We start from the raw sequence: 25105 nt of genomic DNA on the forward strand, positions 1-25105 counted from the left end.
AAATAAAACAAAGAGGCATACCTAAAAATAGGCAAAACAACTTATTAGTATAAAAATGAGTGAGTTGGTTTTCTCCCTTCAACAAAACCGCTACCCTACGGGCATGACACTTTGATATCGACATTTTGCTATGACCCAATCAACAACCATTCGTATCGCTGCCGCTCTGATTACCGATCAACATGGCCATGCGCTTTTAGTCAGAAAGAGAAATTCCGCCTACTTTATGCAGCCAGGTGGAAAGCCTGAAACGGGAGAAACACCCGCTCAGGCTTTGATTCGTGAACTACAAGAAGAACTCAACATAACTTTAGACGAACAGAGCCTTATCCCGTTAGGCACCTTTACCGATAGGGCGATTAATGAACCTGGCTGTGAACTGATTGCTGAGGTTTTTCGTGTCTCTTTTACTCAGAGTGAATTGACCCCTGCGGCCGAGATTGAAGAAGTTATCTGGCTTGACCCCGCGCTTGCCGCAACCGTGACCTTAGCACCGCTCACTCGAGATCAACTGCTTCCTTTGCTTAGCTAACTCTCTAATTGGGCTACTTATTTAGGCAGCGCACTTGCGCACGACCATCGAGTAACCAAGATACCCAACGTTGGCGTGAATTAAGAACAAAAGTTTCGCTCTTGTTCACGCCATTGAGAACCACCCCATCAGCTTGATGAGACTGAGCGTCGTAAGCAAACTGCCAGTTCGAACTCAGCACTCGCTCACCACTTTGCAACGCTTGATTAAGCTTGTCGCTGGTCACAGCAATGCTAAGTCCCTCGGTGTCACTGATACCTATCGAGTTGCCATCTCGACTGCCCACCGCCACTGGAATCAGCAGCTCACACTGCTGGTGATTGCGCGTAAAACGATATATCCCTTCACCTACCCGACCTTTAAGCCACAACAGTTGCCCTTGGGTCATTTTTGATACTGTAATCACGCCCAGTGGCTCGGTTACTTTCACATCACCAGCCCACGTTTGAAGGTGAAAGAGTCCCAGCCATATGATCAGCACTGTTTTAAGCCCAATTGCCGTACATTTATCAACTGCATTCATCATTCACCTTCCTTAGCCAGCATCTGCTTGGTGATATTGTTCTGCGCTGCAGGCAACACCAGCAAAATAATCACCCATATTGGACCAATCATAGGAAGTAGAAAGACCCACAACCAATGACCAGAACGACCTGAATCGTGCAGACGGCGCACCATCACCGCCAACATTGGAATGAAACTCAATAAGCTGTAACCGATATCTGCGCAATCCCCATGAGTCCATACAATATCAAGCCAGATACACAATAAGCTCACCACGAGATGCCAGAACATAAACAGCCAACACTCTTTGCGTGTTGATGCGCCAGCAAAATCACCATAGCGTTGCCACGCTTGCCAATAGGCGTTCATACTCTTTCCTTTTATTGATAACCAGTGGTCAAAGTATGCAAAGCTTGACTGAAGTTGGCGTTCTCAAACCGGTTTTAGGTCGTTCTCAATACGGTTTTGGTCCGTTTGGCGCTTCTTTACCCCGGTAATTACAGGTATGCTTTGGTTACTTGTTCAATCACATGCTTATCTAACTAAGGTCTCTATGCTGGCGATTCCGGTCCCTTTTGTGGTGTCTCTGTTACTGCTATTACTGGCCGTGACCTTGTATGTTCGACTCCCACAGCAGGCAAAAGCGGCGTGTGCTTTTCTGCTGCTATGTTCGCTGACTACCGCCACCGTGGGCCTTAGATGGACGCTTGATTGGTCATGGCTCCGATTTTTGCAACCCGTCTTAGCGGCAACCATTCCCGCGGCGGCATGGAGCTGCTTTTTTATCAAGCGCAGCAACTGGCGCAAAGTGTTCAGCCTGCATTGGCTTGGCCCAAGCGTGGTCGTGCTTGCTTTGCTGGCTCAGCCTATTTGGTCGGCACCACTCGATGAGTGGATTACCCTGCTTTATGTGGCATACGGCATCGCGCTAATACGGCGCAGTCGTGAAGATTGGGAAAACATTGCCTTAGGCGAATGGGAAGATGCGCGAAAAGCAGCACTGGTCGCTGGCGCGATGCTGCTCTTTTCTGCGCTGATTGATAGCGCTATGTCGATTGATTTTGCGTTCAGGGCAGGCAAAGAAGCGCTCTACATCTTAACCATTGGGCATCTGATTATGCTACCTCTGTTGTCTCTTGCGGTAGTGATGGTGGGCATCTCAACCCCAGTAGAAGAGGAAGAAGCAGAGGAAAGCCTCATTCAGCCCACCCACGGTTTGACCAGCATCTCAGAACTACCGGTAAAAGCAGAGCCACTGCTCTCTGCTGAACGGGCACTGGAAATCACCCAGTTGTTAGATCAACTGATGCTGGAGAAAAAGCTCTATCTTGACCCAGAACTCACGCTCAATAAGCTCTCGCGTAAACTGGTGATCCCCGCAAAACAGATATCAACAGCCGTGAATCTGGTTCACCAACGCAATATTTCCAAGCTGATTAATGAGTATCGTATCGAGCATGCCAAACAAGCGCTGCGCTCTTGCTCCGATACCATTACCCAGATCATGCTAAGTAGCGGTTTTCAAACCAAATCCAATTTCAACCGTGAGTTTTCTCGCATCACTGGAACAACGCCCAGTGACTATCGCGAGCAAACTCAAAGGTCACCTTCATGAGATTAAACTGCTTGTTCTGGCTTCAACGTTAAAGAGTTAGCGGCACGCTTTTTCGGATAGATCACCACGATAATCCCGAGGAGAAACAGTGCACAAGAAACCCATTGCACCGATGATAGCTGCTCACCATAAATGACATAACCACCAATCAAACCAAATACCGTGGTCATCAAGGTTGTCGGCGCCAAGAGTGCCATCGGGTATTTCAAGGTCATCTTATTCCAGATCCAGTAACCAAAAATGGTGGTGGGATAAGCTTGAAAGAGCACCGAGAACCAAGCATTGCCATTCCAATGGCTAAAAGTAGAGACCAAACCTTGGGTGCCGTGCATCAGCAAGCTAAGCCCAATTAAGGGAATGGGAGCAAACGCCATTCCCCACACGGTAAACGCAAAGGGCGTCGTCGTGCCCGATTGGCGAATAATGATGCTTGCCAGCGGCCAGCAAATCGCACAAATCGTAATAAAGAACAGCCCTGCAGCAGTAATATTGCCGTTGGTATAGAGGATGGACACCGTTAGTCCTAACATGGCAATCATCATCCCTGCCGCCATGCGTTTAGTAATGGTCTCTTTATAGACCAACGCGCCAACTAGTACACTGGTTAGCACATCCAACTGAATCAATATTGCTTCCATCCCAGCCGAGAGTCCAAACGCGATCGCACAAGCGCCCATTCCCCATACGCCAGTACCAAATACCGTGCCATAGGCAATAAAATAGCGCACTGATACGGGAGGACGTTTGATAAAGAACACCAAAGGAAAGGACGCGAGAAAAAAGCGGATAGCGGTAATCACAAAGGGATCAAACTCGCTAGCGCCCATTTTTATTGCGGTAAAATTGATGCCCCAAATCACCATCACGGTGATGATGAGTAATAGATCTCGTCCCTGCATTGCGTATTCCTTGTGAATTTATTATGTCAGCAGTATCCCTTGCGTCGAGAAAACAGTACAGATACAATTTTTTGAAATTTCACCAGTACAATTTTCTCATCATGCTGAAATACAAACAGTTAGCCGATAAAGTTGCCCAAGATATTCAAGCGCAGCGACTCAAAGATGGCGACCGAATGCTATCGCTACGCCAATTTGCCCAGCAGCACAGTATCAGTGTCTCCACGGCGGTGAGCTGTTATGAAGAGTTGGAAAAGCAAGGTTGGATCAGCGCTAGACCGCAAGCGGGATTTTTCATTAACGCTCATACCCTATCGCTGCCTTCCCCTACTTGGCCACGCTTTGATACCGAGCGCACCACACCTATAAGGGCACTGGAGCCTAAAGTCATTGCACAGGGACCACTGGGTATGGCGTGTTTAGACCTTGATGTGCAAACACAAAAAGGGATCGAAAAGAGCCTGCGCAAAGCCATTAGCAGTAGCCAACGCCAGTTTTCTCGCTACCCCGATAAACAGGGAGAGCCACTGCTGCGCCAAGCTCTGGCGGATCATTTCGGAGATCAGGGTTTTGCGCTCAACAGTCAAGAGTTAGTGATTACCCATGGCTGTATGGACAGTGTGAAAACCGCGCTCACGGTGTGTACCCACAAAGGTGACACTGTCGCGGTGAGTTCGCCCTGTTTTAATGGCTTGCTCGATCTGCTTTCGCAACTCGAACTGAATGTGATTGAAATTCCTTCGCGGGAAGATGGTATTGATTTAGAGACCTTAGAAGCGTTACTGCAGCAGAAGCAGATTCAAGCGGGGCTCTTTTGCACCACGCACATGAATCCGCAAGGCATCACGCTCTCACCTGCGCAAAAGCAGCGCCTAGCCAATTTGGCTGGAGAGTATCAGGTGCCCATTATCGAAGATGATGTCTATTTTGAACTCAACCACTCCGATACTCTGCATTTGCCGACCGCTTACTACGATGTGAGTGGTTATGTGATTTGGTGTAGCTCTATTTCCAAAACGCTGTCGCCCAGTTATCGCTTGGGTTGGTGTCGCCCCGGTCGTTATTTAGCGGATTTTCAGCGCCACTATCAAGGCGTGCCTGTGCTGATTCAAACCGCAATTGCAGACTTTATTCGCAGTGGCGGTTATGCCAAACACCTTAAACGGGCACAATATCAGTTAGCTAACCATCGTCGCGACTACACGCATTACCTTGCGCAGCGCTTGCCTCAAGGTAGTCGTATCACCCAACCCGATGGCGGATTGGTACTGTGGATTCAAGTTCCTTATTTGCAAGCGACGCTGCTTAAAAAAGCGGCCGCCGATGCCAATTTGGATATTCGCACTGGCGATATCTTTACTGAGTCTGAGCGCTATCACGACTGTCTACGCATCAATATGGGATATGCGCTCAACCACCAAACAACGCAGCTGCTCGAACAGTTACTCACCTTAATCGACCAATGTCGAACCAAGGTGTCTCATCAGGCCGAGTCTAATATCTAAATTACCGCTTAGAGATAAGCTGTATCACAAACAAAAATGCAGAGCCGGGTTCTCGCTCTGCATTTTTGTCTTTAGATGATCTATTCTCGGTTAACGCTCGACGCATCATTAACTAAGTAGCGTTTTTAACTGAGTATCTTTAGCACTTGTTCTGCCAAGGCTCGCCCAAGCACTGCGTTACTTTCTGCGGTTATATGAATACCATCACAGCCATCGGTTTTGATAACTGAGCCCGCATCAAAGAAATTCACTTTTAAAAAGTTCGCCATCATCTGGTAATACTTTGGAAGCTCTAGGGTTTTCTCGTACCCGCCATCGTACATAACTTGAAACCATGGGTCGGGCATCTCACCTAAGGGCGGTGGTGACACCACCAAAATTTTCGGCGCCGAATACGCCGCCCCAACACCACCAGCACAGCGGTAAGCCTGAGTGACCAATAACGACATCCCCTCAGCAATCTCTTGTGCGCTCTGATTAAACGCCGCTTTGGTATTGTTTGATCCAAGCATGATGATGACTACATCTAAGGGCAAATGACTGGCAAGTGCTGTCGGAAAATAAGCGGAACCATTAAGACGCGGATCAAGCGGATCGTCGATATTGATAGTGCGAGCATTCAGCCCTTCTTCGATCACATGAAACTCATCCCCCAGCACCTTCGCCATCACCCCCGTCCAACGCACCTCCGGCGCATAACGCTGCGACGGTACGCTGTGCGGCTGCGGAATCCATCCCCATGTTAACGAGTCACCAAAACATAAAACGTTCTTTATATTGCTCATCCGGTTACTGCCCTGTTATCAATACATCGATAAACCACTATAACCACCGATTCACGAATGCGATAGAGCATTTAAAATAACGAAGAGGCGCTAAGCCTCTTCATTATTTAAACATCAGCTAAACACGACCAAAAGCTATGCGAATTTCTGACCAGTTGCCGATTCAAATTCAGCGACCATCATTTCCCATGAGCTATGAATATTGTTAGCCAAGTTGAACAATCCGCTGCGGCCAATCACGTAAATATCGGGGTTAGAATCGTGAATCACTTTCCAGTGTGCTTTGTTGGTTGAGCCATCCATTTCAATCAGATAGTGATAGCCATGTTCTTCACGCAGTGCGCGAAGTTCCGTGATTTTATCTAACATCCGTACTAAGAAGCGCTGCCCAGCAAAGCCAGGATCCACCGTCATAATAGTGACTTTATCGAGCATATCGATGTAAGGCAGAATATCGCGGACAGGGGTTTCTGGGTTAAGAACTACACCAGCCTTTAAACCAGCAGCATGGATTTGATCGATAAGACGAAACGCGATGCCGTTGATATTTTCCGCGGGCATGCAGATAACTTCGCATTTGATATCAATCAGTTGTTGCACCCAAAATGTTGGGTCGGTGACCATAAGATGCGCAGACATCTCTTTATGGGTGAGCTTACGCGTTTGTTCAATAAACCAAGGAGACAAACTTAGGTTCGGTACAAAATGCCCATCCATAATATCGATGTGAAATGAATCGACATGATCATTAAGGAAAGTAATTTGCTCTTTAAATTGATCCAGATCCATCGTCATTAGCGATGGCGATATATGAATATGTTCACTCATATTTTAAAATCCATTATCGAAGATAAATAGATATTAGTTGAAAGACTATTTTGCTCTTTCAACTAATATACTCGTGATATAACGATTCCCATCAAATTCATTATCTGGCGATAATTTAATAGTGATGTCTATTGATGAGAAAATAGTTTTGAATATTTAACTAGTGGCTTAGCTAATTTTAATATCGTCTAAATCGATCTCTTCCTCTTGATCGTCATTATTAATGACTACATCTCGAGGAACTTCTTTTTTGATGATCGCATAGACAATACCAGTAACCAAGATATTGACCACTAACGCCATCACGCCAGCCATAGGGTGTGACATAGTAGGAATCATCAGCACACCGCCAAATGGGACAGTTGCATCAGCGCCATACACCATGGTAACTGCACCGCCACAAGCACCACCAATCGCAGCGGCTACAATACCGCGAATAATGTCATTCATAACAATCGGAATAGAACCTTCAACAATATTGACGACGCCCATTGGCACTGCTGATTTTAAAGTTTCAATTTCTTCATGGTTATAAATATTCTTGCGCATTAAACTACTGATCCAATACGCCAAGCCAAAACCAATGGGGGTTGCAGTATTGACTAATTGCAATGCCGTAATCGGTTCATTAATACCTTGCGCTGAGGGATCCCCTCATAATTTCCCCAAGGCGCAACCATATTTGAATAGATTTTGAGCAAGCAGGGTTGCAGCTGCGAGCAAGTCTTCCCTCGTTATTGTGTAGCCAGAATGCCGCAATACTTCCATGCCTAAGCGTACTGTTGAGAGTACATTTCGATTTTTAACAGTGTTCGCTTGGAAGTGCTTATCCCAACCTTGTTTCTGAGCATGAACTCCAGCAAGCCAAGAGGTCAGTTGAAGCATTAGGGTGATTAGCAGCATGATATCAAAGCGCTCTGAGCTGCTAGTTCGGCTATGACGGAGGCCTAATCCATACGCAGGGCTTTTCAAGTCTCGGAATGTTTCTTCAATCTGCATACGCTTCGAGTAGAGCCTAACAAGTTGCTTTGGCGTTCGAGTGTCAGCGGGTAAGTTAGTGGCAAGAACCCATGCTTCTTTTGCCGAAGCAGAGTAAACTTTATGAGACGGATGATGACAATTCGTCCGTGTCGAACGCTGATTTTTTCGGCCTTTAGAACGAGATTTATACAGTGTAATTTGACATGAGATTGGATTGCTCTTGGTCAACCTCTTATAGCCTAACGTCTTTGAACGACTTGAGGATGTGTCATGTAAGTTACTGATAGGTTGCCAGTTTTCTGCGCCAATATCGGCATATTGCACTTTCCCTCTTACTCGACTTAACCAGTACCAACCCAATTTCTCAACGGATTTATACCATGGCACTTTAAAGCCTGCATCACTGACAATGAGCGGTGTAGTGTTACTCGGTAGAATGCTTGCAAGGTCGGCTAGAAATTGGTCATGAGCCTTCTTTGAACATTGCTCTGAAAGCGGAAACGCTTTCTCATAAAGAGTAATAGAACGGCCCTGTAGCGCCACTGAAGCTCGCAATACCATAAGCCGTTTTTGCTCACGAATATCAGACCAGTCAACAAGAACAATGGGCATCGAATTACCCGAACAGATAAAGCTAGCATGCCAACGGTATACCGCGAGTCGCTCTTTGTGCAAGTGACGATTAGCTAACAATCGGTCGATTCGTTTGATGTTATGTTTTGTTCTAGCTTTCGTTGGCAGGTTACGACCAAGCTCGGTAAGAGTGAGCGTTTTACATTCAAGTAATGCGTGGCAAGCTAGCGTTAAACTGTTAAGTCGTTTTAAGTGCAATTCAGGGCAGAATTGGTAAAGAGAGTCGTGTAAAATATCGAGTTCGCACATCTTGTTGTCTGGTTATTGATTTTTCGCAGAACCATTTGATCACATGACAAGATGTGCATCTACCTTAACTTAATGATTTTTATCAAAATCATTAGGGGATTCCTCAGTACCTTGCGCTTGCAGTGTTAATACAAAGGCAAAACAGGTTTTATTAATTGGACCACCAAAATCGACAATACATAGCGCACCAATCACTGCCCCCACAATTAAGTTAGAGGATGTACCCATACTTCTTAAGAAAGAGGTCAAACCATCGGTGAAAATACCAATTGGCGTACCAATGATATAAATCATGATAAGACCGCTAGCGAGTGAGGCAAAAAATGGCACAATCAAGGTTGGCATTAAACCCTTCGCCCAATCAGGTACTTTGACATTTTTGATGATGCCAAGTGCGATATACCCAGCAAGATAGCCACCGATCATACCACCGATAAAGCCAGCGCTAATCGCATTGGCTGCAAGACCCACCACAAATCCAGGTGCAATACCGGGCTTACCTGCAATTGAACCTGCGATCCCACAGGCGATAACAACAGGCAATAGTCCAAGCGCTTTTGCGCCCATAGTGGCGAGTGACTGCCATAAATCAAACTGCCCCGACACTAAGGAATCTTGCGCCGTTCCTCCCATTGCCATACCGATAGCAATAATAAAACCAGCACCACAAACAATTGGAATCAAAAACGAGATAGCGGTCAGCAAATGGCCTTTGGGATTTGCTGCTTTCCATATTTCTTTAATAGTCATGAATAAACCCCTATTTGTTATTGCTTATTAGATAATTAACCCATTATTGATTAATCAATTCGTGCAATTTTTCGATCAGTTTATTCGGCGATTTAATCGCGGTTTGGGTAGGAACTTTAACGACTTTCTTACCTTCGAAGCGTTGCTCTCCGGAAATATTGACATCACAAGCCAAGATAACGATATCGGCATTTTTGATGTCTTCATCGGTCAACGCATTTTCGATACCGATTGTGCCTTGAGTTTCAATTTTTACATTGTCACCCGCCTTTTTGGCTGCATCGACGATTTTCTTTTGTGCGATATATGTGTGTGCAATTCCGACTGTGCACGCTGAAACACCTACAATATTCATAATCATTCTCGAAAGTTAGGTCCATTATCTCTGCAGCCGACATTGGCAAGCAGAAATAACGGAAGGTTGGTATTAGCACTCTGCTTCAGCATATTGGCTAAAGAGGTTCACGATGTTCTGTGGGTCATTTTCTTTGAGTAATTGGTCAACGATCTCTTCATCAGCGAGAGCGGTGGCTACTTGGGTTAATAAGCGAATATGGGTGGTATTTTGATCTTCGAGACGCACGGCGAACAAAATGATGCAACGAATATCGCTGCCATCGAGACTCTCCCAAGGAATCTCATTGTCAGTTCGTCCAATCACAAGCGCAGTATGGTTAACCGCTGAAGACTTCCCATGAGGAATAGCAATGTGATTTTCAAAACCGGTAGAACCTTGTTCTTCGCGCTTCCACACATCGCGAATGAAATCTTCACGATTGCTGATCGAACCATCCTTCCAAAGTAAATCGGTGAGCTCTTCAATCGCTTGTGCTTTCGTTGTCGCGACCATATCCAGTTTTACATGTTTCACTGTGAGAATTTTCGTGATGTCCATAAACAACCTTCGCTTACATAAAATTAAGATCGAGTAACAGCATACGCATCGCACGCCCGGTGCAGCTTTTCTGTTATCAGTTTATCGGTAACCCTTTGTAGATCGGCGTCATTAAGAAATGCCGTGACATACACCACAGGCGTTTCAATTTCAGGAACATGAACCGTCGAGATCACCAGGTCTGGAGCCAGTTGCTGGCTCACGCTTGGCAAACTATCGGATGGCACGGCCGCAACAATTTCCCAATCAGGAAACGCACGTAAAATCCGACTTTTCAGTAAGTGAGATGTGCCAACTCCGGTAGAACACACCAGCAATACGCGCTTATGTGTGATTTGCCGTTCTATCGCTGCCTGAAAATGCACAGCAAGATAACCAACCTCATCGTCTGAAACAGACTGTTGAGCATTCGTAATAAAAATATTCTCCACCGCAATTCGAGTTAATTGATAAACATCGGCTATTTCATTTTTAATATCATCCAATAGCGGATTGCGAATAATGATTTTATAGTGGAGACGATTAATAAGAGGCCTGATATGTACAACTAAACCTTCATATAATTGTGTATCGATGCCAAGATTAATATTAATTAATTGCGAAAAACGATCCACTAGCCTTAATGTAATATCTCTTGCTTGATCACTTAATAATTCTGCATGGAGTAAACTGTGGCTATGATTTTCTACCACTAACACGCCAGAAGAAATAATATATTGGTATATAAACCATACTTCATCGTCTGGTAACGACAAATGAATATGCCGCTCTATTTTTTCCACCATTTTTTCGCCACAATAAAGGCCGAATCTTCTGGGGGTTGTGCTGCTACATGGTCTGGATTACTCAATAAATTGCCCCGAGTACGACGGTGCATCATGATCAAAATATGAGTAAATATATTGATGTAATATGGCTCACCTAGTGGGTAAGACAATTCCTGTTCCATCTCCTGCAATAACACTTGCACGAAAGCGACATCATCGACACCGAAATACTGGACCAAGCCTTTATAGCTACCTGGATCGAGGCGTGAATGGTTCACCGTGCCTGGGTCTTGATGGTTCATCAAGCCATTAATTAAGGCAGCCATCGCTTGGCGGACATTGTTTTCATTGCCCTTGATGCGCGTACCACTTTGGCTACGTATCAGCTGCAATCCAAGCGGTGTTATCCAGTCTTCGATAATTCTTAAGTCATTAACAATAGATGCATTACTAATAAAGTAACGTTCAGAAAGCTTGTTGATCGACGTTTCTTTGGGCGTTTCACTCAGTAACCAAGAAGCAATTTTTATCCGACGAGCATGACCCATCACACCATCAGCGTCGTCTGTTTCGCCATTGATCTGTTGTTCTAATTGCAAAAGATCTGTGGTGTTTTCCGCCACCAGCAAAACACCAGCGCCCGCTTTCGTATCCACATGAATATTTGAATCGGATAAATATTCATTAATAATATTTAAATCACGCTGTATCGTCTTCTTCGATACATCAAGCCGCTCAGCCAAACTGAATAATGTTGAATATTCACGTTGCTGTAATAATAAACGCAATAATCTATGCTGTCTTGAGGTAATCATTTTCATTGTTATCTTTATTTTTAGATTAAATTAATAAATATGATTAGCCACTTAATATTTCTATTTAATAGGCCATTTAAGTGCGCATTCTATGATGATGAATATAGGGAGAATCGTATGAGGCCACAATACTATTTTATGTCCTTAACTAAGGACAACTAACAAACACTGAGACAGTAATTCCATTTTTAAGATTTGCACAAACTTCTTAGTATAAGAAAAGACAAATATGGAAAATGATATGTTGTTCGCGACAAATAAAAATAATTAGTACATTAGATGAATAAATTGGTATTACGTGATGAAAATCACATGGATTGCCTATTTATGTCACAGCAGGTGAATATTAAAAAGCAATATTACCATTGAAAGGCATTTATTCTATGAATAGCTATTTTTTACTGGAATGGCATAAACTGCCCAGAGGACACGGCTAGTGTACACTTCTCAAGGTAGCGATAGGCTTGATACAGTCTGCTGACCTTTATGGAACATCTTAAGCAAGCCATGGAAGAGGAATTGGACTAGTCGCTTGTGGTTATCATGTTGATTTTTGCAGCCATCTCACATGCCAAACTCATGATAACTGAATATTTTATATCAATATTTTGAACTAATCTCTGATAAATGATAGAAAAGTCAAATAACTGTAAAAATTTGTAACGCAACGAGCCTATATTACGCATCGAATTGAGCTTAATTGAAATTAACTTCATAGGTTTCAATTGATTAGAATGATGTATTGTTTAAAGGGAGATCACTCTTGCGTATTCAAAACAACAAATTGGCGGCGTTAGCATTAAGCATTGCGGCGGCATGCTGTGCCATTCCCGCCATGGCCGCCGATACCGGAGGTTTTGCCACAACCACAGGTGGTGATAGTGCCACCGCCACCACAGTAACCACACTTGCCGAACTAGAAGCGGCGATTACGGCAGGCTCACATCACATTATTATCGATGGCACAATCTACGGTGGTTCCACTCTTACGACGTTAACCTTTGCTACCACCGATTGGAACAACACCACCATTGAAGGGGCTTCAGGTGGAAAAGCTGTCCTAGAAAACATTCAGCTGAAGTTTGATGGTGAGATGCTTACCACTGGCACCAATATCGAGAACATCAAGATTGCGAACATCACTTTTCGCGGCAATATCTCTGATTTGCAAGCCTTACCGACACAAGTGTACGGTACCAGCAATGATGTGGGGATTAACTATGAAGGGGTGTCGCTGCGCCGTATCACCAATGCCTATATCACCCATTGTACCTTCTACGATGCCAGTGACGATTTGATGAGCGTGACGCTGTCATCGGATGATGTCACTATCTCTTATAACCACTTCTATTTCACTGACGACTGGGTCAGCATGAGTCCAGATCCTGTATGGAACTGGGTGGGTTACAACACCGATTTAGCAGGCGAACGTCTTGCGATGGTGATTGGCGCCAACTACAGCGACTCTTATGTGGCTACCGGCTATTTACATGTCACCCTTCACCACAACTGGTTTGGTCCAAACCTGCGTGGCCGACCTTTGTATCGCGGTTGGGTGCACCAGTACAGCAACTACTTTGATAACAGTACCGCCCCTTCTGGTTACAACACGGCAGAAGACGGCAATAGTTATACCAAACAGCAGTACGAAGCGTTGCAAGTCAACAGCGGCAGTGTGGTGTATTCAGAATCCAACTACTTCTATCGCACCAACTACACCAACAAAGTCTCTACCGATTCAAGCGGTTATGACTATCGTTTCTACGAACAAAACAACGTTTACTCTCAAACCACAGGCACCTCTAGCTCTGGTGATGATTACAGCAGCGACCTGAGTGATTACTCTTACACGGTCACCTCTGCCAGCAACGTTCCGAGCGTAGTAAAAGCGAGTGCAGGTCCACAGTAGTCAGGGCAAAAGCATGAAGGTGCCCATCCCTAAAGGGCTGCAAGTACCTTCTCTAAATACGCTTCGCTCATCCCAGCCATTCTCCTTTTGCGTTTCACTCCTCCTTTGAACGTCTTTTCATTCGAAAGTAGTGAAATACACATATGGCGGATCCTAGCAAAATTTTCTGATCCATCGTCTGCTCGTATCCGACTTTGGTCTTCGTTGAACCCCACATCCAACTTGTAATGCAGCTTATTTTCTACATGCCAATGACTACGGATAGACTCGGCAAATTGCTCTGCACTCAATGTCCTTGAGCTGATGTAATAACGAATAAATATCTCATCTGCATTCGGTTTTTCTCCAGGATTGCTGCGCATGTACATCGAGACTCCCAATGTCTTCATGCCTCGCCATTCAAAGCCTAAGTCTATAAAATCATCAAATAACTCACTGGTGATATATAGTCTCTGCTCTTGCCGTCCATGCTCGATTTTGTTCGTAGTAACGTAACTGTCTCCGGGCCATGTCAGGATTGCTGGCATCGGAAAGTGCTTTATAAATGCCTCTTCCAGTCGACCTTGATTCCCTTTGACCGCCAGAAGATAGTCCGCGCCGGACTCGATGATTTTATTGGCTATTTTTGTTTGGCAACCCATCGCATCTAACGTCACTAAACAACCGCTTATATCAAGTAGCTCCAATAACTCTGGGATGGCGGTGATCTCATTCGACTTCTCTTCTGTTTTTACTTGTCCTAACACAATCGAATTTTTCACCGAGAACGCACTGACCATATGAATGGCACTGTGGTCTTTTGAGAAAGAGCGCCTCAAGGTCTTACCATCAATGGCAATAATGTCACCGCCCGTTAGCTCATGACACGTTTTCATCCAAGAAATGAAGGCTTGTTGCAACTTCGATGGATTAATCTTACTCATCACCCGCCGAATGGTATCTCGACTCGGTATTCCTTGCTCAAACTCTCCTCTGGCTCTAAACCAAGACTCGTGAATTTGACCAAAATCTTCTATCTCATCCCAACCATCTGCTCCGCCAATCACGGCACAAACGGTTAGGAACAAAATATCTGTCAATTTATGGTCGACTTTCCAGTCTTGACGAAAATCTCTTACGATAGAAAGATGCTCAAACAACGATTTTTTATCCATGAGTTAAACTAAGTGATTGATAGTGAGGCTATCAGATCACAAAGTCATAATAAGGAACTTGTTGATCATCATGATCAATTAACTTATTGTGATTTAAGGTTTATTTGATGATGGTAAACCGAACGGCTCTTCCAAAAATAACCTTTTCTACAGGCCTTTAAAACCAAGGGGTTTCATGCGTTTGCCCTGCCACAGTAGTCCGACATTTTGTCTTGCTAAAAGATCAAACATGGCGGGGTTCCCCGCCATGTTTCACTCTTCCTATTGAGCATCTCTTTCGTTCTAGACACCAACGGAATGACTACGCCAACGGCATCACCAACAAAGTCACACTGAGGTAGGCCATCATCAGCGCAATCAAACCATCGAGAATGCGCCACGCATTGGGGTTGTGAAACAAAGGTAGCAGCAGCCTTGCTCCATAGGTGATAGCGATAAACCATACCGCGCTGGCTAACATTGCACCTGCGCCGAAATGCCATTTTTCATCTCCATCGTAATGCAACGATAAACTACCAAGCATCACCACCGTATCCAAATAGACATGAGGATTCAGCCAAGTGTACCCCAAGCAAGTGAGCAGCACTTGTTTGAGAGTGCCGCCTTGAGTGGCACTTGGATCGAGCACACCACTTCCCTGCCATGCTCGTTTGGCTGCACCATAAGCATTAAACATCAAGAAAGCCGCTCCAGCGTAACGTACTACATCAATGACACCTGGCCACTGCTTGACAATAAATCCCAAGCCAGACAGCCCACAAAAAATCAAAAATACGTCGCTTAAAATACAGACCGTCGCCACCATCGCGGTATGACTGCGCAGCAATCCTTGGCGCAGCACAAACGCGTTTTGTGAACCAATACAGGCAATTAAACCCGCTCCAGTTGTAAAACCAGTGGCAAGTGAAGAGACCCACATACAGCACCCTTTTATTGTTATTTAAGTCGTTATTTGAGTTGTTACATCTTCCTTATTTATCAGGTTGATAAATAGGCATTAGTTTCTATGGCAGTGAGTATGCCGAACTGGCGTTGTTTAGAAAATCGATATAATCTTACGCTTATTAAGAATTTCTAATGATGGTATTGTCCATGAGTTTGCTCTCTCCCCAAGTCGATGCGTTTATTGCGGTAATTGAAGAGGCGAGTTTTGATAAAGCCGCCAAAAAGCTAAACGTGACACCTTCTGCTATCTCACAGCGGCTGCGGACTTTAGAAGATAGGATTGGGCAATTATTAGTGGTGAGGCAAACCCCATGTCGCCCAACACGAGCGGGAGAACAGCTCCTGAGTCGAGTGAAATCGATGGCCCTGCTCGAAGCAGAAGTGATGGCGGACTTATTGCCCGAGCAGCATAGTCAATTACATGCCAAGCCCTTTCCTATTGCGGTCAATGAAGACTCTCTCTCCACTTGGCTATTAAATGCCTTGACCGATTTACATCAAGAGTATGGTCACAAGTTTGATATTCGTGTTGATGACCAAGAATACACGCTTGATCATCTGAAAAATGGCGATGTCCTAGGGGCAATTACCAGCGAGAAGACCCCGTTACAAGGATGTGCGGTGCATTTTTTAGGCAACATGCGTTACTGCGCCATTGCCTCACCGCAATTTGCCGCGCGCTATTTTGCACAAGGGTTAACTGCAGAGGCTTTTCGCAATGCCCCAGTGATGATTTATAACCGTAAAGACCCACTGCAAATGCGTTTTATGCAAAAGGTAACGGGTTCACACATCACACCCCATCACATTCACTACCTGCCGGATTCAGTGAGTTTAGTCGAAGCGGCCAAACGCCATATGGGTTGGTGCGTTAGTGCTGATGGGTTGTTTGAAGAGGCGATTGAGGCAAATTCATTGGTCAATTTGGCCCCAGAAGTGTGGCTAAATGAACCTCACTATTGGCAGCATGCGGCAGTTAACTCGAAAGGACTCACACAAATCACCAATGCGTTTTTCCAAGCATCAAAGGGGATCTTGTTAAGATAAAAAAGGCTTAGAGAACACGCCCTAAGCCTTTATGTCTGAGTCAGCGTTATAGATGATTTGAGGTTACGCCAGTAAAGACTGGTAGACCTCATAAGCCGCTAATACCGTCGCCTGTTGCACGTTATGCCCTGCGATAAAATCGTCACCGTAAATGGTTTCATCCGGGTATTCAGTGATGAGTTGTAATGGATAATCGGCCTCTTCGACTGCGGAAATCAGACAAGGATATCCGTTGATCATCCTAAATCCAGTTTCTCCCGCGTGAATCTGATACACGTCAATCTGCGCCTGATTCATCGCCATGACTTCGGGATAGAGATTGAGTTTTAAGGTCACTTGCTCAATAAATTGCTCAGCCAACCGCGCCCACTGAGGATCATTGAGATGCCGCACCACCAAGAAAAAACCTTTCGGAATCGTCCACATATCAAACCCAGTCGGCACGTAACCAGATAATGGCCGCGTCCATTCATGACTTGGATAGCCATGTAAGTTGATATGCAGATTCGCACCACTTAACTGTTTAGCTTGTTTACGCATCCCTTTTTCATAAAGCGGTTCAACGGTGCGATATTCAAGGTCATCCCCCAAGGCGGTATAACGGGCAGCGTGATGCATATGCAAAGGATTATCTTGAATGTATTGCTGATGAAGCGCGTAACCATCAGGGTTGCTCATTGGCACTACAACGAAGTGACTTTCCGCTTGCTGCTCAAGCACTTTCGCTGCCCGCAACGCTCCGACCACGCCAGTGGTTTCATTCGCATGCTGACCACCGCAAATCAGCACTGCTTGATCCTTGCCGCGTTTGTACTTGGCTTCCACTTGGCGTCCTGTTGGGGTGTCGACTGCTAAGGCCTCACCAGCAACGGTGGCTAAGTGCTGCTGCACCATGGTCATGCTCATCGGCTTAGCCGCGACATCCAACGCAGACTCTTCATCAGTAACACCAACATCCACCAGCGAGTAATCGGCTAACGTCATCTCAAGGTGATAATCACTGTCAGGGGAAGCGGTGATCAGCGGCACGATCTGCCCCGGCTGACTGTTTCTTGCTGTCAGTGCTTTGCCTTCTTTGAATTTAAACCACTCTTGGATTGAGAAGTAGAGATCTTCATGCAGAGCCTCTTTAAGGCTAATCACTTCATGAGCATAACCAACCAACTCGTCTTCTACAGGCATCTGCACTTTAAGTTGTAACTGCTTAAAATAGGGCGACTGAGTTGGCCATTCATAGCTCGTCACTGTGTCGATCATTTGGCTAAAGCAGTGCTCAAAATCTGTCGCTAAGCGTTCATCACGCTCCAATTCACCGACATGGTTGTAGGCTTTTACCCAACCTGTTGGCGTTAATACGCTATCTTGGGTGGCATTGACATAAGTATGATTGGGCACAAATACGCTGACGTTTTCGCTAACCGTCGCCGGCTTAGCCCCATCTGGGGAGGAGCGATAAATCTCAAGCTCATAACGATCGGCTTGCGTACCCGGAGTAAAGACGAGTTTACTTGGGTCAATCAATCCCGCCAGTGGATAAGCTTCGAGTAAAAAGCGCTTATCTGATGCAGGCGCGCAGATCGGATAACGAATCTCAACGCGCACCAGCTCTTCTGGTACGGCAAAGCGTTCATCCAAAAAGAACTCTTCCAAAAAGTAATGCACCAGCGGTTTATACGCACTGCGTACTTTCGCTTCAATGCCAAATTCGGCCAAAGCGCGCTCTGCTTCTTGGCGTGTGGCAAGATCGGCAAACACCCACACATCGAGCGTTTTCGGGCGATTAGCTTGTGTACTGTAGTGTTCAATCAGTTCTGCCAAGGTACTGGCAATGGTTGCTTTTAAGATGGGTTTCATCGTGACGTTCTCCCTGTTGGATCTAACAGGTCGCGTAACCAGTCACCCAATAGATTTAAACCTAATACCGTTAATAAAATCGCCAAACCAGGGAACACGCTCACCCACCATGCGGTTTGGATATACGTTCTGCCATCGGCTAACATGCCGCCCCAACTTGGGGTAAGAGGATCAACGCCTAAGCCTAGAAACGTTAAGCTACTTTCTAACAAAATGTTATTGGCAACATTGAGGGTCATGAGCACGATAACTGGGCCAATTAAGTTCGGCAGCAAATGTTGAAAGAGGATTTTAAAATGGCTCACGCCAATGGCTTGTGCCGCTTGAATGTATTCACGATCGCGCAGCGACAGAACCGAACCGCGCACCAAACGTGCGTATTGCACCCACTGTGAGATGATCAGTAGGATGATCATGTTGGTTAACCCACCGCCAACGATGGCGATAAAGGTGATCGCGAGAAGAATAAACGGCATCGCCAGCTGAATATCAGCAAACCGCATCACAATCACATCCCAAAAGCCGCGAAAATAGCCTGAAATAAGCCCCATCACCACGCCAAGCACCACCGCGCCCAATACGGAAATAAAGCCCACTTCTAAAGAGACGGCACCACCAGAAATAACACGAGCAAACACATCGCGCCCTAGAGGGTCTGTCCCTAACAGGTGCTCAGGATGGGAGAATGGCGCAAGTAATCTTGCCATCAAATTGATTTTGTCTGCTGCCCCTTGGAAAATCACATCGGACAACAACACCATCGCAATCATGCCGACAGTTAATACCATACCGAGGACAAACTCTAAGCAGAGATAACGAGATAATCGTGGTGAACGAAGAATATTGGTTGTCATCGTCATTACTCCGTTCTAATTCGTGGGTCGATGAGGCCATAAGCAATATCGACCAATAAGTTGATGCCAACAATCAGCATAGAAAGCACCGTAATCACCGCTTGTAGCACCGGATAGTCGCGGCTACTCACCGCATCGAAAGCAAGAGTACCTAACCCTGGCCAGTTGAAGACTTTTTCAATCACCACAATACCGCCCAGCAGACCGCCAAATTGCAGACCAAAATAGGTAATCAGAGGAATCGCGCAGTTACGCAGGGCATGTTTATACAGCACTTTGCTCTCACTGAGCCCTTTAGCACGCGCCACCATAATGTATTGCGATTGCAGTGTTTCTAGCATCGATGAGCGCACCAAGCGCACATTGGTTGCGGTAAGAATAATCGCCATGGTCACCGCTGGCATGATAAAGCTTGCCAAGCCATCCATCCCGCTTGGCGGCAACAATTTGAGGGAGATAGAAAACACCAGCACCATCATCAGTGCTAACCAAAAATTGGGAAACGACAGACCAATCAGGGAAGTGATGCGGATCAGTTGGTCGGCCCATTTGCCTTTCGAGACGGCCGCCTTGATCCCCAGTGGAATTGAAATGGCGATCGAGACCAGCATCACCGCAAAAGCGAGCGACACCGTGGCAGGAAATGAGAGCCCAATCAATTGGCTCACTGGCGTCTGGCCCATAAAGCTGCGCCCTAAATCTCCCGAAAAAATTCCTAAAATAAAGTGGCCATATTGCACCCAAAACGGTTGATTCAGACCAAGAGATTCGCGGATCAAAGCCAAATCGGCCTCTGTTACGCTACCCGCTCCTTGAGTGAGCATCAGCGCTGGGTCGCCAGTCAGACGAATGGCGTAGGAAACGATCAAGGTAATCGCAAACAAGACAAAGACCGCTTGAAGCAACCGCTTAAGCAAAAAGTGAGTCATGACGTGTCCTTACGTACAATCTTTACCTAAAAAGTGCAGCTTTGCGCAGGCAAAGCTGCATGGAAGTTTACTCAACTGTCACATCATTCAAGCGCAAACGGCTATCAGGAACAGGAGTAAAGTTTTTCACGCGCTTAGCTACACCAAAGATGGCGTTTTCACTGTACAAAGGCATCTCAAGTGCTCGATCAGCGGTGTAGTGCGCAATCTCTTGCAGCATAGAGAGACGTTTGGCTTGGTCGGTCACTGAACGCTGCGCTTCCAACATCTGGTCTAACTTAGGATCGCTATCGTATGGGTTCCATTTTTCACCAGAGTGATACATAAAGTACGCAGTGTTGTCGTAATCCAGCGTCCAACCACCCCAAGACTGTTGGAACATCGCGCCCGTTTTACCGGCAGGTACAATGTCATTCAGCAATACGTTGGTTTCGTAAGGCTTGATGATGGCTTTTAAGCCGATGATCTGTAGATAACTAGCCACCGCTTGAGCCACTTCATTGAAGGTTGCGTTGTTACCACGAATATCGATTTGTACTTGCGCGCCCGGTTTCACGCCTGCGGCTTTCAGTAGCTGCTGCGCTTTGGCTGGGTCATACGGTAGTGGCTTCATTTTCGGGTCGTTACCAAATGAAATGGCACTTTGGAAACTGGCAATCGCTTCGGCTTGACCACCTAAAATGGAATCGATGATCGCTTGGCGATCAACACCATAAATCAGCGCCTTACGTACACGCTCATCTTTGGTAATTCCATTTTTGGTGTTAAAACGCAGGGCATACACCGTTGGACTGGTCGCCGACATAATCGTCAGCTTAGGATCGTTTTTAATGGTTGGGATCATCGCGATCGGAATGGTTGGCGGAATCACCACATCCACGCGGCCCGATTGCAGCTCAGCCACCGCGGTCGATGGTTCAGAGATAAAGCGATATTTAAGCTCAGAGAGTTTTGCTTTATCACCCCAGAAATTCGGATACGCTTTTAACGTGATGCCGACTTTAGGCTGATACGACTCAAATTCAAATGGACCAGTACCCACTGGGTGAGTATTAAAATACTCTTCCCCTTTCTCTTGGATATATTTTGGCGGCACGATCATCGCACCATAACCCGCCAACTTAGTTAGCAGAACTGGGTCAGCCGCTTTAAGGAAGAAATCCACCGTGTAATCATCCACCACGGCGACATGGTCAATCGCAGAATAGTTTGAACGTTGTGGCCCTTTTTTACCTTCATCGCCCAGCAGACGATCAAAGGTAAATTTCACCGCGTTGGCGTTAAAAGGCTCGCCATCATGGAAGGTCACGCCTTTACGCAAAGCAAAGCGGATTTTCTTGCCGTCATCGGAGATTTTCCACGAGGTCGCCAGCGCTGGCTGTAACTTAAGGTCTGGGCCGCGATAGGTCAAACCATCGTACATATTGGTGGCAACCGATGCCCAGTTAACCAAAAACGTGTCAATCGGGTCCCAACTGCCGGGATCTTGCGGTGAAGAAACGGTCAGTGTACCCGCTGCCATTGACATGGAGGAAAAGGTCACGCCCGCTGCCAGTGCAAAGCACTTAAGCCATTGTTTTTGCTTCATCATTGAAATACTCTCCATTTTGTAAATTGTAAAACGCCCCATCCTTTGGAACGCTAGCAACATAGTGCCCTTCACTCACCTGCGTATACTCTAGCTGGGGTGGTTGATAACCCACTTCATGCACAGGACTTGGAATATCACCATTGATCAAAAGGTGTTCTTTACGTTGAGTCGGGTCAGCAACCGGAACGGCGGACAGCAGCTTTTGTGTGTAAGGATGCGTTGGTGAATCAAACACTTGTGCACGCTTACCTAATTCAACGATTTGTCCTAAGTAGAGCACAGCAACGCGGTGGCTCATCTTCTCTACGACCGCCATATCGTGGCTGATAAAGAGATAGGCAATACCAAACTCTTGCTGTAACTCCATAAAAAGATTGATGATCTGTGCTTGAATCGACACATCCAGCGCAGAGAGCGCTTCATCTGCGATGATTAACTTCGGCTCAGAAGCCAATGCCCGTGCGATACAGATACGTTGCCTTTGCCCACCCGAAAACTCGTGGGGATAGCGTTTGGCATGTTCCGCTTGTAAGCCGACTCGTTCCAGTAGCTGCGCCACTCGTGCTTGAATCGCTTTCTCATCACGGATCAAGTTGTGCGTGCGAATCGGTTCGGCGATGGAAAAACCGACGGTTTTACGCGGATCCAGTGAAGCGAACGGGTCTTGAAAGATGTATTGCACATCGCGCTTTAAACGATGCTGCTCTTGTGGGGATAAGCGATCGAGCTGTCGCCCTTCAAAGCAAATTGAACCGCTCGTTGCCTGCTGAAGCTGCTGAATTGTACGACCAATAGTGGATTTACCAGAGCCCGATTCGCCCACCAGCGACAGCGTTTCTCCAGGATAAATATTGAAACTCACACTTTCAACTGCGTGTACTTTATGGGTTGCACGTCCCCAGAAGTTTTTCTTGGTAATAAACTGAGTGACCAAGTCATTGACTTGCAACAGCGGCTCTTGATCGTAGCGAGCCGTGTTTTGTTCCACTTCTGCGCCAATACTCACCAGCTGGTTATCGCGCATCACCGTCACCGGAAATTGATAGGGATTTGCGCGTCCAACCATACTGCCTAATTTAGGCACAGCCGACAGTAGCGCTTGGGTATAAGGGTGCTTTGGCGCGGCAAACAGCTGCTTCACTTCACCCTGCTCGACCTTATTCCCTTGCCACATCACCACCACATCATCAGCGATTTCAGCAACTACGCCCATGTCATGGGTAATGAAGATCACCGCCATATTCAGCGACTTTTGCAAGTCAGCAATGATAGACAGAATTTGGGCTTGAATGGTTACATCCAGTGCCGTGGTGGGTTCATCAGCAATCAGCACTTTAGGCTTACATGCTAAGGCCATAGCGATCATAACGCGCTGGCGCATACCACCCGATAGTTGATGCGGATAGCGCACTAACATGTCACGAGCATCTGGCATTCGCACCAATTCCAATAAGCGCTCACTTTCGGCCATGGCTTCGGCTTTGGTCAGTTTTTCATGCAACAAGAGCGCTTCACTCAGCTGGTCACCAATGGTAAACACTGGGTTGAGCGAGGTCATTGGCTCTTGAAAGATCATCGCAATCTCTTTGCCACGTACCTGAAGCATTTGCTCTTGAGACAAAGCAAGCAAATCGAGCGTATTTCCCTGATGGGTATAAAGAATTTTTCCAGAGGTATAGCGAGCACCACCGATATCAGCCAAACGCATGATCGATTGAGAAGTGACGGATTTTCCTGAACCCGATTCCCCCACAATAGCGAGAGTGCGCCCCGGCGTCACATCAAAGCTTAAATCGCTAATCACTTGTGATTCACCAAAAGAGACGGAGAGGTTCTTTACAGAAAGAATTGCGGATTGAGTTACGTCTGCCACCTGTTCATCCTTGATCAGTTCGGTAAACACGCTGCTTTAAACCAGCGAAAATGACATCCGTTCATTCTCTTTTTTTGCGGTTTAGCGGCTACCTAAGGTTATGTCTAACGTTCATCATGAGAAGATTTAGCAATGTAATCAACTTATATTAATGCATAGTTGATAACTAAATGTTATGGTTTTCCGAACTGAATTTCTGCTGTAAAAAGCAGCAATCATCGTTTAATGACCAGCTAACACACCAGCAAGGATGGCTATGAAATTTCGTCAGATTGAAGCCTTTCGTTACATCATGTTACGGGGTACTACGTCTGCAGCCGCGAATGAAATGCACGTGACCCAACCGGCAGTAAGCCGCTTGATCAGTGACTTAGAAGATTCACTGAGTTTTCGGTTGTTCGAAAGACGTAAAGGCCGACTTTATCCCACCGATGAAGCCGTCGAATTTTTCAGCTCGGTTGAAGAGAGCTTCCTAGGGCTAGAAAAACTCGAATCGGTCGCCAATAACATTCGCACCCGCACCCCAAGAGAGCTGCGTATTGCGGTCACTTCAGCTATTGCAAGTACGTTAGTGCCCATGGCACTGAAAGAGCACAAGAAGTTTTATCCCGAAGAACGGGTGGTGATTTTAACGTACAGCTTGTCAGAGATGGTGACCAAACTGCAGACCAACTCGGTTGACCTCGCCGTTGGCTTACAACTGCCGCAATTGGTCGGCATCGAGCAAGAATTTATCGGTAACGCTCGCTATGTCTTTGCAGCAAAAGAGGGTCATCCATTACTCGAAAAAGAGGTGATTACCGCCAACGATCTCAAAGGACAAGAGGTGCTTACGGTATTGGACTCCTACCCTAAATATTGGAGCCATCTTGAACAGGCGACCGATTCCGTGCGCGCTGAATTGGGTAAAAACCTGTATATCGATACCTCACACACTGGCTACGCCATGATAGCCTCGGGCCTTGCAGTCGGCGTATTAGAACCTTTCGCTGCGCGCGTGTGGGTTAAAAATGGCGTTGTCACCAGACCTTTTGAACCGCAAATCCGCTATCCCTACGGGTTTGCTTACCCAACCAACACGCGTCACCACACCTCATTGCACCAGTTTATCCAGTCGATAAAAAATGTCGCACAAACGATGCCTGAGTTTTTTGATAGATAAGCAAAAAGCGCTCACCAAGCGGAGCGCTC

General features: G+C 46.1%; 25 protein-coding genes. 6 read left to right on the plus strand and 19 right to left on the minus strand.

The window, feature by feature from the left end; genetic code table 11:
• Nucleotides 1–130 precede the first annotated feature (130 nt).
• Complete coding sequence (locus OCV11_RS23000) at nucleotides 131–532, plus strand: NUDIX hydrolase (RefSeq protein ID WP_261896783.1); 402 nt, start codon at nucleotides 131–133, stop codon at nucleotides 530–532.
• 13 nt (nucleotides 533–545) lie between these two features.
• Here the strand turns inward: OCV11_RS23000 and OCV11_RS23005 are convergent, their stop codons facing one another.
• The gene (locus OCV11_RS23005; protein WP_261896784.1) at nucleotides 546–1058 is read right to left on the minus strand and encodes a hypothetical protein; all 513 of its coding nucleotides are present in this window, start codon (nucleotides 1056–1058) and stop codon (nucleotides 546–548) included.
• Nucleotides 1055–1405: a DUF805 domain-containing protein gene (locus tag OCV11_RS23010; protein ID WP_261896785.1), complete on the minus strand. Its 351-nt coding sequence runs from the start codon at nucleotides 1403–1405 to the stop codon at nucleotides 1055–1057. The genes OCV11_RS23005 and OCV11_RS23010 overlap by 4 nt, the downstream gene beginning before the upstream one ends.
• 184 nt (nucleotides 1406–1589) lie before the next feature.
• Here OCV11_RS23010 and OCV11_RS23015 point away from each other — a divergent pair, with 184 nt between their 5' ends.
• The gene (locus OCV11_RS23015) at nucleotides 1590–2651 is read left to right on the plus strand and encodes a helix-turn-helix domain-containing protein (protein ID WP_261897986.1); all 1062 of its coding nucleotides are present in this window, start codon (nucleotides 1590–1592) and stop codon (nucleotides 2649–2651) included.
• Between the two features lie 2 nt (nucleotides 2652–2653).
• On the opposite strand, the gene OCV11_RS23020 is transcribed toward OCV11_RS23015, so the two are convergent.
• Nucleotides 2654–3550 carry an EamA family transporter gene (locus OCV11_RS23020; RefSeq protein WP_261896786.1) on the minus strand — a complete coding sequence of 299 codons (897 nt, stop codon included), beginning with the start codon at nucleotides 3548–3550 and terminating at the stop codon, nucleotides 2654–2656.
• Nucleotides 3551–3621: 71 nt separating this feature from the next.
• On the opposite strand from OCV11_RS23020, the gene OCV11_RS23025 reads away from it, so the two are divergent.
• Nucleotides 3622–5055, plus strand: a complete 1434-nt coding sequence (locus tag OCV11_RS23025; protein ID WP_261896787.1) for an aminotransferase-like domain-containing protein — start codon at nucleotides 3622–3624, stop codon at nucleotides 5053–5055.
• A 125-nt stretch (nucleotides 5056–5180) separates the two neighbouring features.
• On the opposite strand, the gene OCV11_RS23030 is transcribed toward OCV11_RS23025, so the two are convergent.
• From OCV11_RS23030 to OCV11_RS23070, 9 genes are all read right to left on the minus strand, one after another.
• The gene (locus OCV11_RS23030; protein ID WP_261896788.1) at nucleotides 5181–5840 is read right to left on the minus strand and encodes an SGNH/GDSL hydrolase family protein; all 660 of its coding nucleotides are present in this window, start codon (nucleotides 5838–5840) and stop codon (nucleotides 5181–5183) included.
• 135 nt (nucleotides 5841–5975) lie between these two features.
• Nucleotides 5976–6668 carry a D-allulose 6-phosphate 3-epimerase gene (gene alsE, locus OCV11_RS23035; protein WP_261896789.1) on the minus strand — a complete coding sequence of 231 codons (693 nt, stop codon included), beginning with the start codon at nucleotides 6666–6668 and terminating at the stop codon, nucleotides 5976–5978.
• 168 nt (nucleotides 6669–6836) lie between these two features.
• Complete coding sequence (locus OCV11_RS23040; protein ID WP_261896790.1) at nucleotides 6837–7217, minus strand: hypothetical protein; 381 nt, start codon at nucleotides 7215–7217, stop codon at nucleotides 6837–6839.
• 105 nt (nucleotides 7218–7322) lie between these two features.
• The gene (locus OCV11_RS23045; RefSeq protein ID WP_261894455.1) at nucleotides 7323–8531 is read right to left on the minus strand and encodes an IS4 family transposase; all 1209 of its coding nucleotides are present in this window, start codon (nucleotides 8529–8531) and stop codon (nucleotides 7323–7325) included.
• A 69-nt stretch (nucleotides 8532–8600) separates the two neighbouring features.
• The gene (locus OCV11_RS23050; RefSeq protein WP_261896791.1) at nucleotides 8601–9281 is read right to left on the minus strand and encodes a PTS fructose transporter subunit IIC; all 681 of its coding nucleotides are present in this window, start codon (nucleotides 9279–9281) and stop codon (nucleotides 8601–8603) included.
• A gap of 43 nt (nucleotides 9282–9324) precedes the next feature.
• Nucleotides 9325–9636 carry a PTS fructose transporter subunit IIB gene (locus OCV11_RS23055; RefSeq protein ID WP_261896792.1) on the minus strand — a complete coding sequence of 104 codons (312 nt, stop codon included), beginning with the start codon at nucleotides 9634–9636 and terminating at the stop codon, nucleotides 9325–9327.
• A gap of 72 nt (nucleotides 9637–9708) precedes the next feature.
• Complete coding sequence (locus tag OCV11_RS23060; RefSeq protein ID WP_261896793.1) at nucleotides 9709–10176, minus strand: PTS sugar transporter subunit IIA; 468 nt, start codon at nucleotides 10174–10176, stop codon at nucleotides 9709–9711.
• A 23-nt stretch (nucleotides 10177–10199) separates the two neighbouring features.
• Nucleotides 10200–10961 (minus strand): BglG family transcription antiterminator, encoded by a 762-nt coding sequence (locus tag OCV11_RS23065; protein WP_261896794.1) that lies wholly within the window; start codon nucleotides 10959–10961, stop codon nucleotides 10200–10202.
• A complete protein-coding gene (locus tag OCV11_RS23070) occupies nucleotides 10946–11764 on the minus strand; it encodes a BglG family transcription antiterminator (RefSeq protein ID WP_261896795.1) in 819 nt (272 codons plus the stop codon). Before OCV11_RS23070 ends, OCV11_RS23065 begins: the two co-directional genes overlap by 16 nt.
• A 757-nt stretch (nucleotides 11765–12521) precedes the next feature.
• Here OCV11_RS23070 and OCV11_RS23075 point away from each other — a divergent pair.
• On the plus strand, nucleotides 12522–13667 hold the full coding sequence (locus tag OCV11_RS23075; RefSeq protein ID WP_261896796.1) for a hypothetical protein: 1146 nt from the start codon (nucleotides 12522–12524) through the stop codon (nucleotides 13665–13667).
• A gap of 29 nt (nucleotides 13668–13696) precedes the next feature.
• On the opposite strand, the gene OCV11_RS23080 is transcribed toward OCV11_RS23075, so the two are convergent.
• Nucleotides 13697–14821, minus strand: a complete 1125-nt coding sequence (locus OCV11_RS23080; RefSeq protein WP_261894327.1) for an ISAs1 family transposase — start codon at nucleotides 14819–14821, stop codon at nucleotides 13697–13699.
• 301 nt (nucleotides 14822–15122) lie between these two features.
• A complete protein-coding gene (locus OCV11_RS23085) occupies nucleotides 15123–15740 on the minus strand; it encodes a LysE/ArgO family amino acid transporter (protein ID WP_261896797.1) in 618 nt (205 codons plus the stop codon).
• 158 nt (nucleotides 15741–15898) lie between these two features.
• On the opposite strand from OCV11_RS23085, the gene OCV11_RS23090 reads away from it, so the two are divergent.
• On the plus strand, nucleotides 15899–16813 hold the full coding sequence (locus OCV11_RS23090) for a LysR family transcriptional regulator ArgP (protein ID WP_261896798.1): 915 nt from the start codon (nucleotides 15899–15901) through the stop codon (nucleotides 16811–16813).
• A gap of 63 nt (nucleotides 16814–16876) precedes the next feature.
• Here OCV11_RS23090 and OCV11_RS23095 read toward each other — a convergent pair whose 3' ends face one another.
• From OCV11_RS23095 to OCV11_RS23115, 5 genes are all read right to left on the minus strand, one after another.
• Nucleotides 16877–18667 (minus strand): M14 family zinc carboxypeptidase, encoded by a 1791-nt coding sequence (locus OCV11_RS23095; RefSeq protein WP_261896799.1) that lies wholly within the window; start codon nucleotides 18665–18667, stop codon nucleotides 16877–16879.
• A complete protein-coding gene (locus OCV11_RS23100; protein ID WP_261896800.1) occupies nucleotides 18664–19521 on the minus strand; it encodes an ABC transporter permease in 858 nt (285 codons plus the stop codon). The genes OCV11_RS23095 and OCV11_RS23100 overlap by 4 nt, the downstream gene beginning before the upstream one ends.
• A gap of 5 nt (nucleotides 19522–19526) precedes the next feature.
• Nucleotides 19527–20450 carry an ABC transporter permease gene (locus OCV11_RS23105; RefSeq protein WP_261896801.1) on the minus strand — a complete coding sequence of 308 codons (924 nt, stop codon included), beginning with the start codon at nucleotides 20448–20450 and terminating at the stop codon, nucleotides 19527–19529.
• Between the two features lie 67 nt (nucleotides 20451–20517).
• Complete coding sequence (locus OCV11_RS23110; protein WP_261896802.1) at nucleotides 20518–22041, minus strand: ABC transporter substrate-binding protein; 1524 nt, start codon at nucleotides 22039–22041, stop codon at nucleotides 20518–20520.
• Entirely contained in the window at nucleotides 22016–23914 is a 1899-nt protein-coding gene (locus tag OCV11_RS23115; protein ID WP_261896803.1) for an ABC transporter ATP-binding protein, read from the minus strand. Before OCV11_RS23115 ends, OCV11_RS23110 begins: the two co-directional genes overlap by 26 nt.
• Nucleotides 23915–24170: 256 nt before the next feature.
• Between OCV11_RS23115 and OCV11_RS23120 the strand changes: the two genes are divergently transcribed.
• Nucleotides 24171–25076 (plus strand): LysR family transcriptional regulator, encoded by a 906-nt coding sequence (locus tag OCV11_RS23120; protein ID WP_261896804.1) that lies wholly within the window; start codon nucleotides 24171–24173, stop codon nucleotides 25074–25076.
• Nucleotides 25077–25105 lie beyond the last annotated feature (29 nt).

This window comes from Vibrio porteresiae DSM 19223, from assembly GCF_024347055.1.
Lineage (GTDB): Bacteria > Pseudomonadota > Gammaproteobacteria > Enterobacterales > Vibrionaceae > Vibrio > Vibrio porteresiae.

Coding starts and splice junctions, on each gene's coding strand:
- OCV11_RS23110 (WP_261896802.1), bottom strand. CDS start 22,041: ATGATGAAGCAAAAACAATGGCTTAAGTGCTTTGCACTGGCAGCGGGC.
- OCV11_RS23010 (WP_261896785.1), bottom strand. CDS start 1,405: ATGAACGCCTATTGGCAAGCGTGGCAACGCTATGGTGATTTTGCTGGC.
- OCV11_RS23045 (WP_261894455.1), bottom strand. CDS start 8,531: ATGTGCGAACTCGATATTTTACACGACTCTCTTTACCAATTCTGCCCT.
- OCV11_RS23000 (WP_261896783.1), top strand. CDS start 131: ATGACCCAATCAACAACCATTCGTATCGCTGCCGCTCTGATTACCGAT.
- OCV11_RS23095 (WP_261896799.1), bottom strand. CDS start 18,667: ATGAAACCCATCTTAAAAGCAACCATTGCCAGTACCTTGGCAGAACTG.
- OCV11_RS23050 (WP_261896791.1), bottom strand. CDS start 9,281: ATGACTATTAAAGAAATATGGAAAGCAGCAAATCCCAAAGGCCATTTG.
- OCV11_RS23020 (WP_261896786.1), bottom strand. CDS start 3,550: ATGCAGGGACGAGATCTATTACTCATCATCACCGTGATGGTGATTTGG.
- OCV11_RS23065 (WP_261896794.1), bottom strand. CDS start 10,961: ATGGTGGAAAAAATAGAGCGGCATATTCATTTGTCGTTACCAGACGAT.
- OCV11_RS23005 (WP_261896784.1), bottom strand. CDS start 1,058: ATGATGAATGCAGTTGATAAATGTACGGCAATTGGGCTTAAAACAGTG.
- OCV11_RS23015 (WP_261897986.1), top strand. CDS start 1,590: ATGCTGGCGATTCCGGTCCCTTTTGTGGTGTCTCTGTTACTGCTATTA.
- OCV11_RS23040 (WP_261896790.1), bottom strand. CDS start 7,217: ATGCGCAAGAATATTTATAACCATGAAGAAATTGAAACTTTAAAATCA.
- OCV11_RS23070 (WP_261896795.1), bottom strand. CDS start 11,764: ATGAAAATGATTACCTCAAGACAGCATAGATTATTGCGTTTATTATTA.
- OCV11_RS23090 (WP_261896798.1), top strand. CDS start 15,899: ATGATGGTATTGTCCATGAGTTTGCTCTCTCCCCAAGTCGATGCGTTT.
- OCV11_RS23100 (WP_261896800.1), bottom strand. CDS start 19,521: ATGACAACCAATATTCTTCGTTCACCACGATTATCTCGTTATCTCTGC.
- OCV11_RS23120 (WP_261896804.1), top strand. CDS start 24,171: ATGAAATTTCGTCAGATTGAAGCCTTTCGTTACATCATGTTACGGGGT.
- OCV11_RS23055 (WP_261896792.1), bottom strand. CDS start 9,636: ATGAATATTGTAGGTGTTTCAGCGTGCACAGTCGGAATTGCACACACA.
- OCV11_RS23060 (WP_261896793.1), bottom strand. CDS start 10,176: ATGGACATCACGAAAATTCTCACAGTGAAACATGTAAAACTGGATATG.
- alsE (WP_261896789.1), bottom strand. CDS start 6,668: ATGAGTGAACATATTCATATATCGCCATCGCTAATGACGATGGATCTG.
- OCV11_RS23030 (WP_261896788.1), bottom strand. CDS start 5,840: ATGAGCAATATAAAGAACGTTTTATGTTTTGGTGACTCGTTAACATGG.
- OCV11_RS23085 (WP_261896797.1), bottom strand. CDS start 15,740: ATGTGGGTCTCTTCACTTGCCACTGGTTTTACAACTGGAGCGGGTTTA.
- OCV11_RS23080 (WP_261894327.1), bottom strand. CDS start 14,821: ATGGATAAAAAATCGTTGTTTGAGCATCTTTCTATCGTAAGAGATTTT.
- OCV11_RS23105 (WP_261896801.1), bottom strand. CDS start 20,450: ATGACTCACTTTTTGCTTAAGCGGTTGCTTCAAGCGGTCTTTGTCTTG.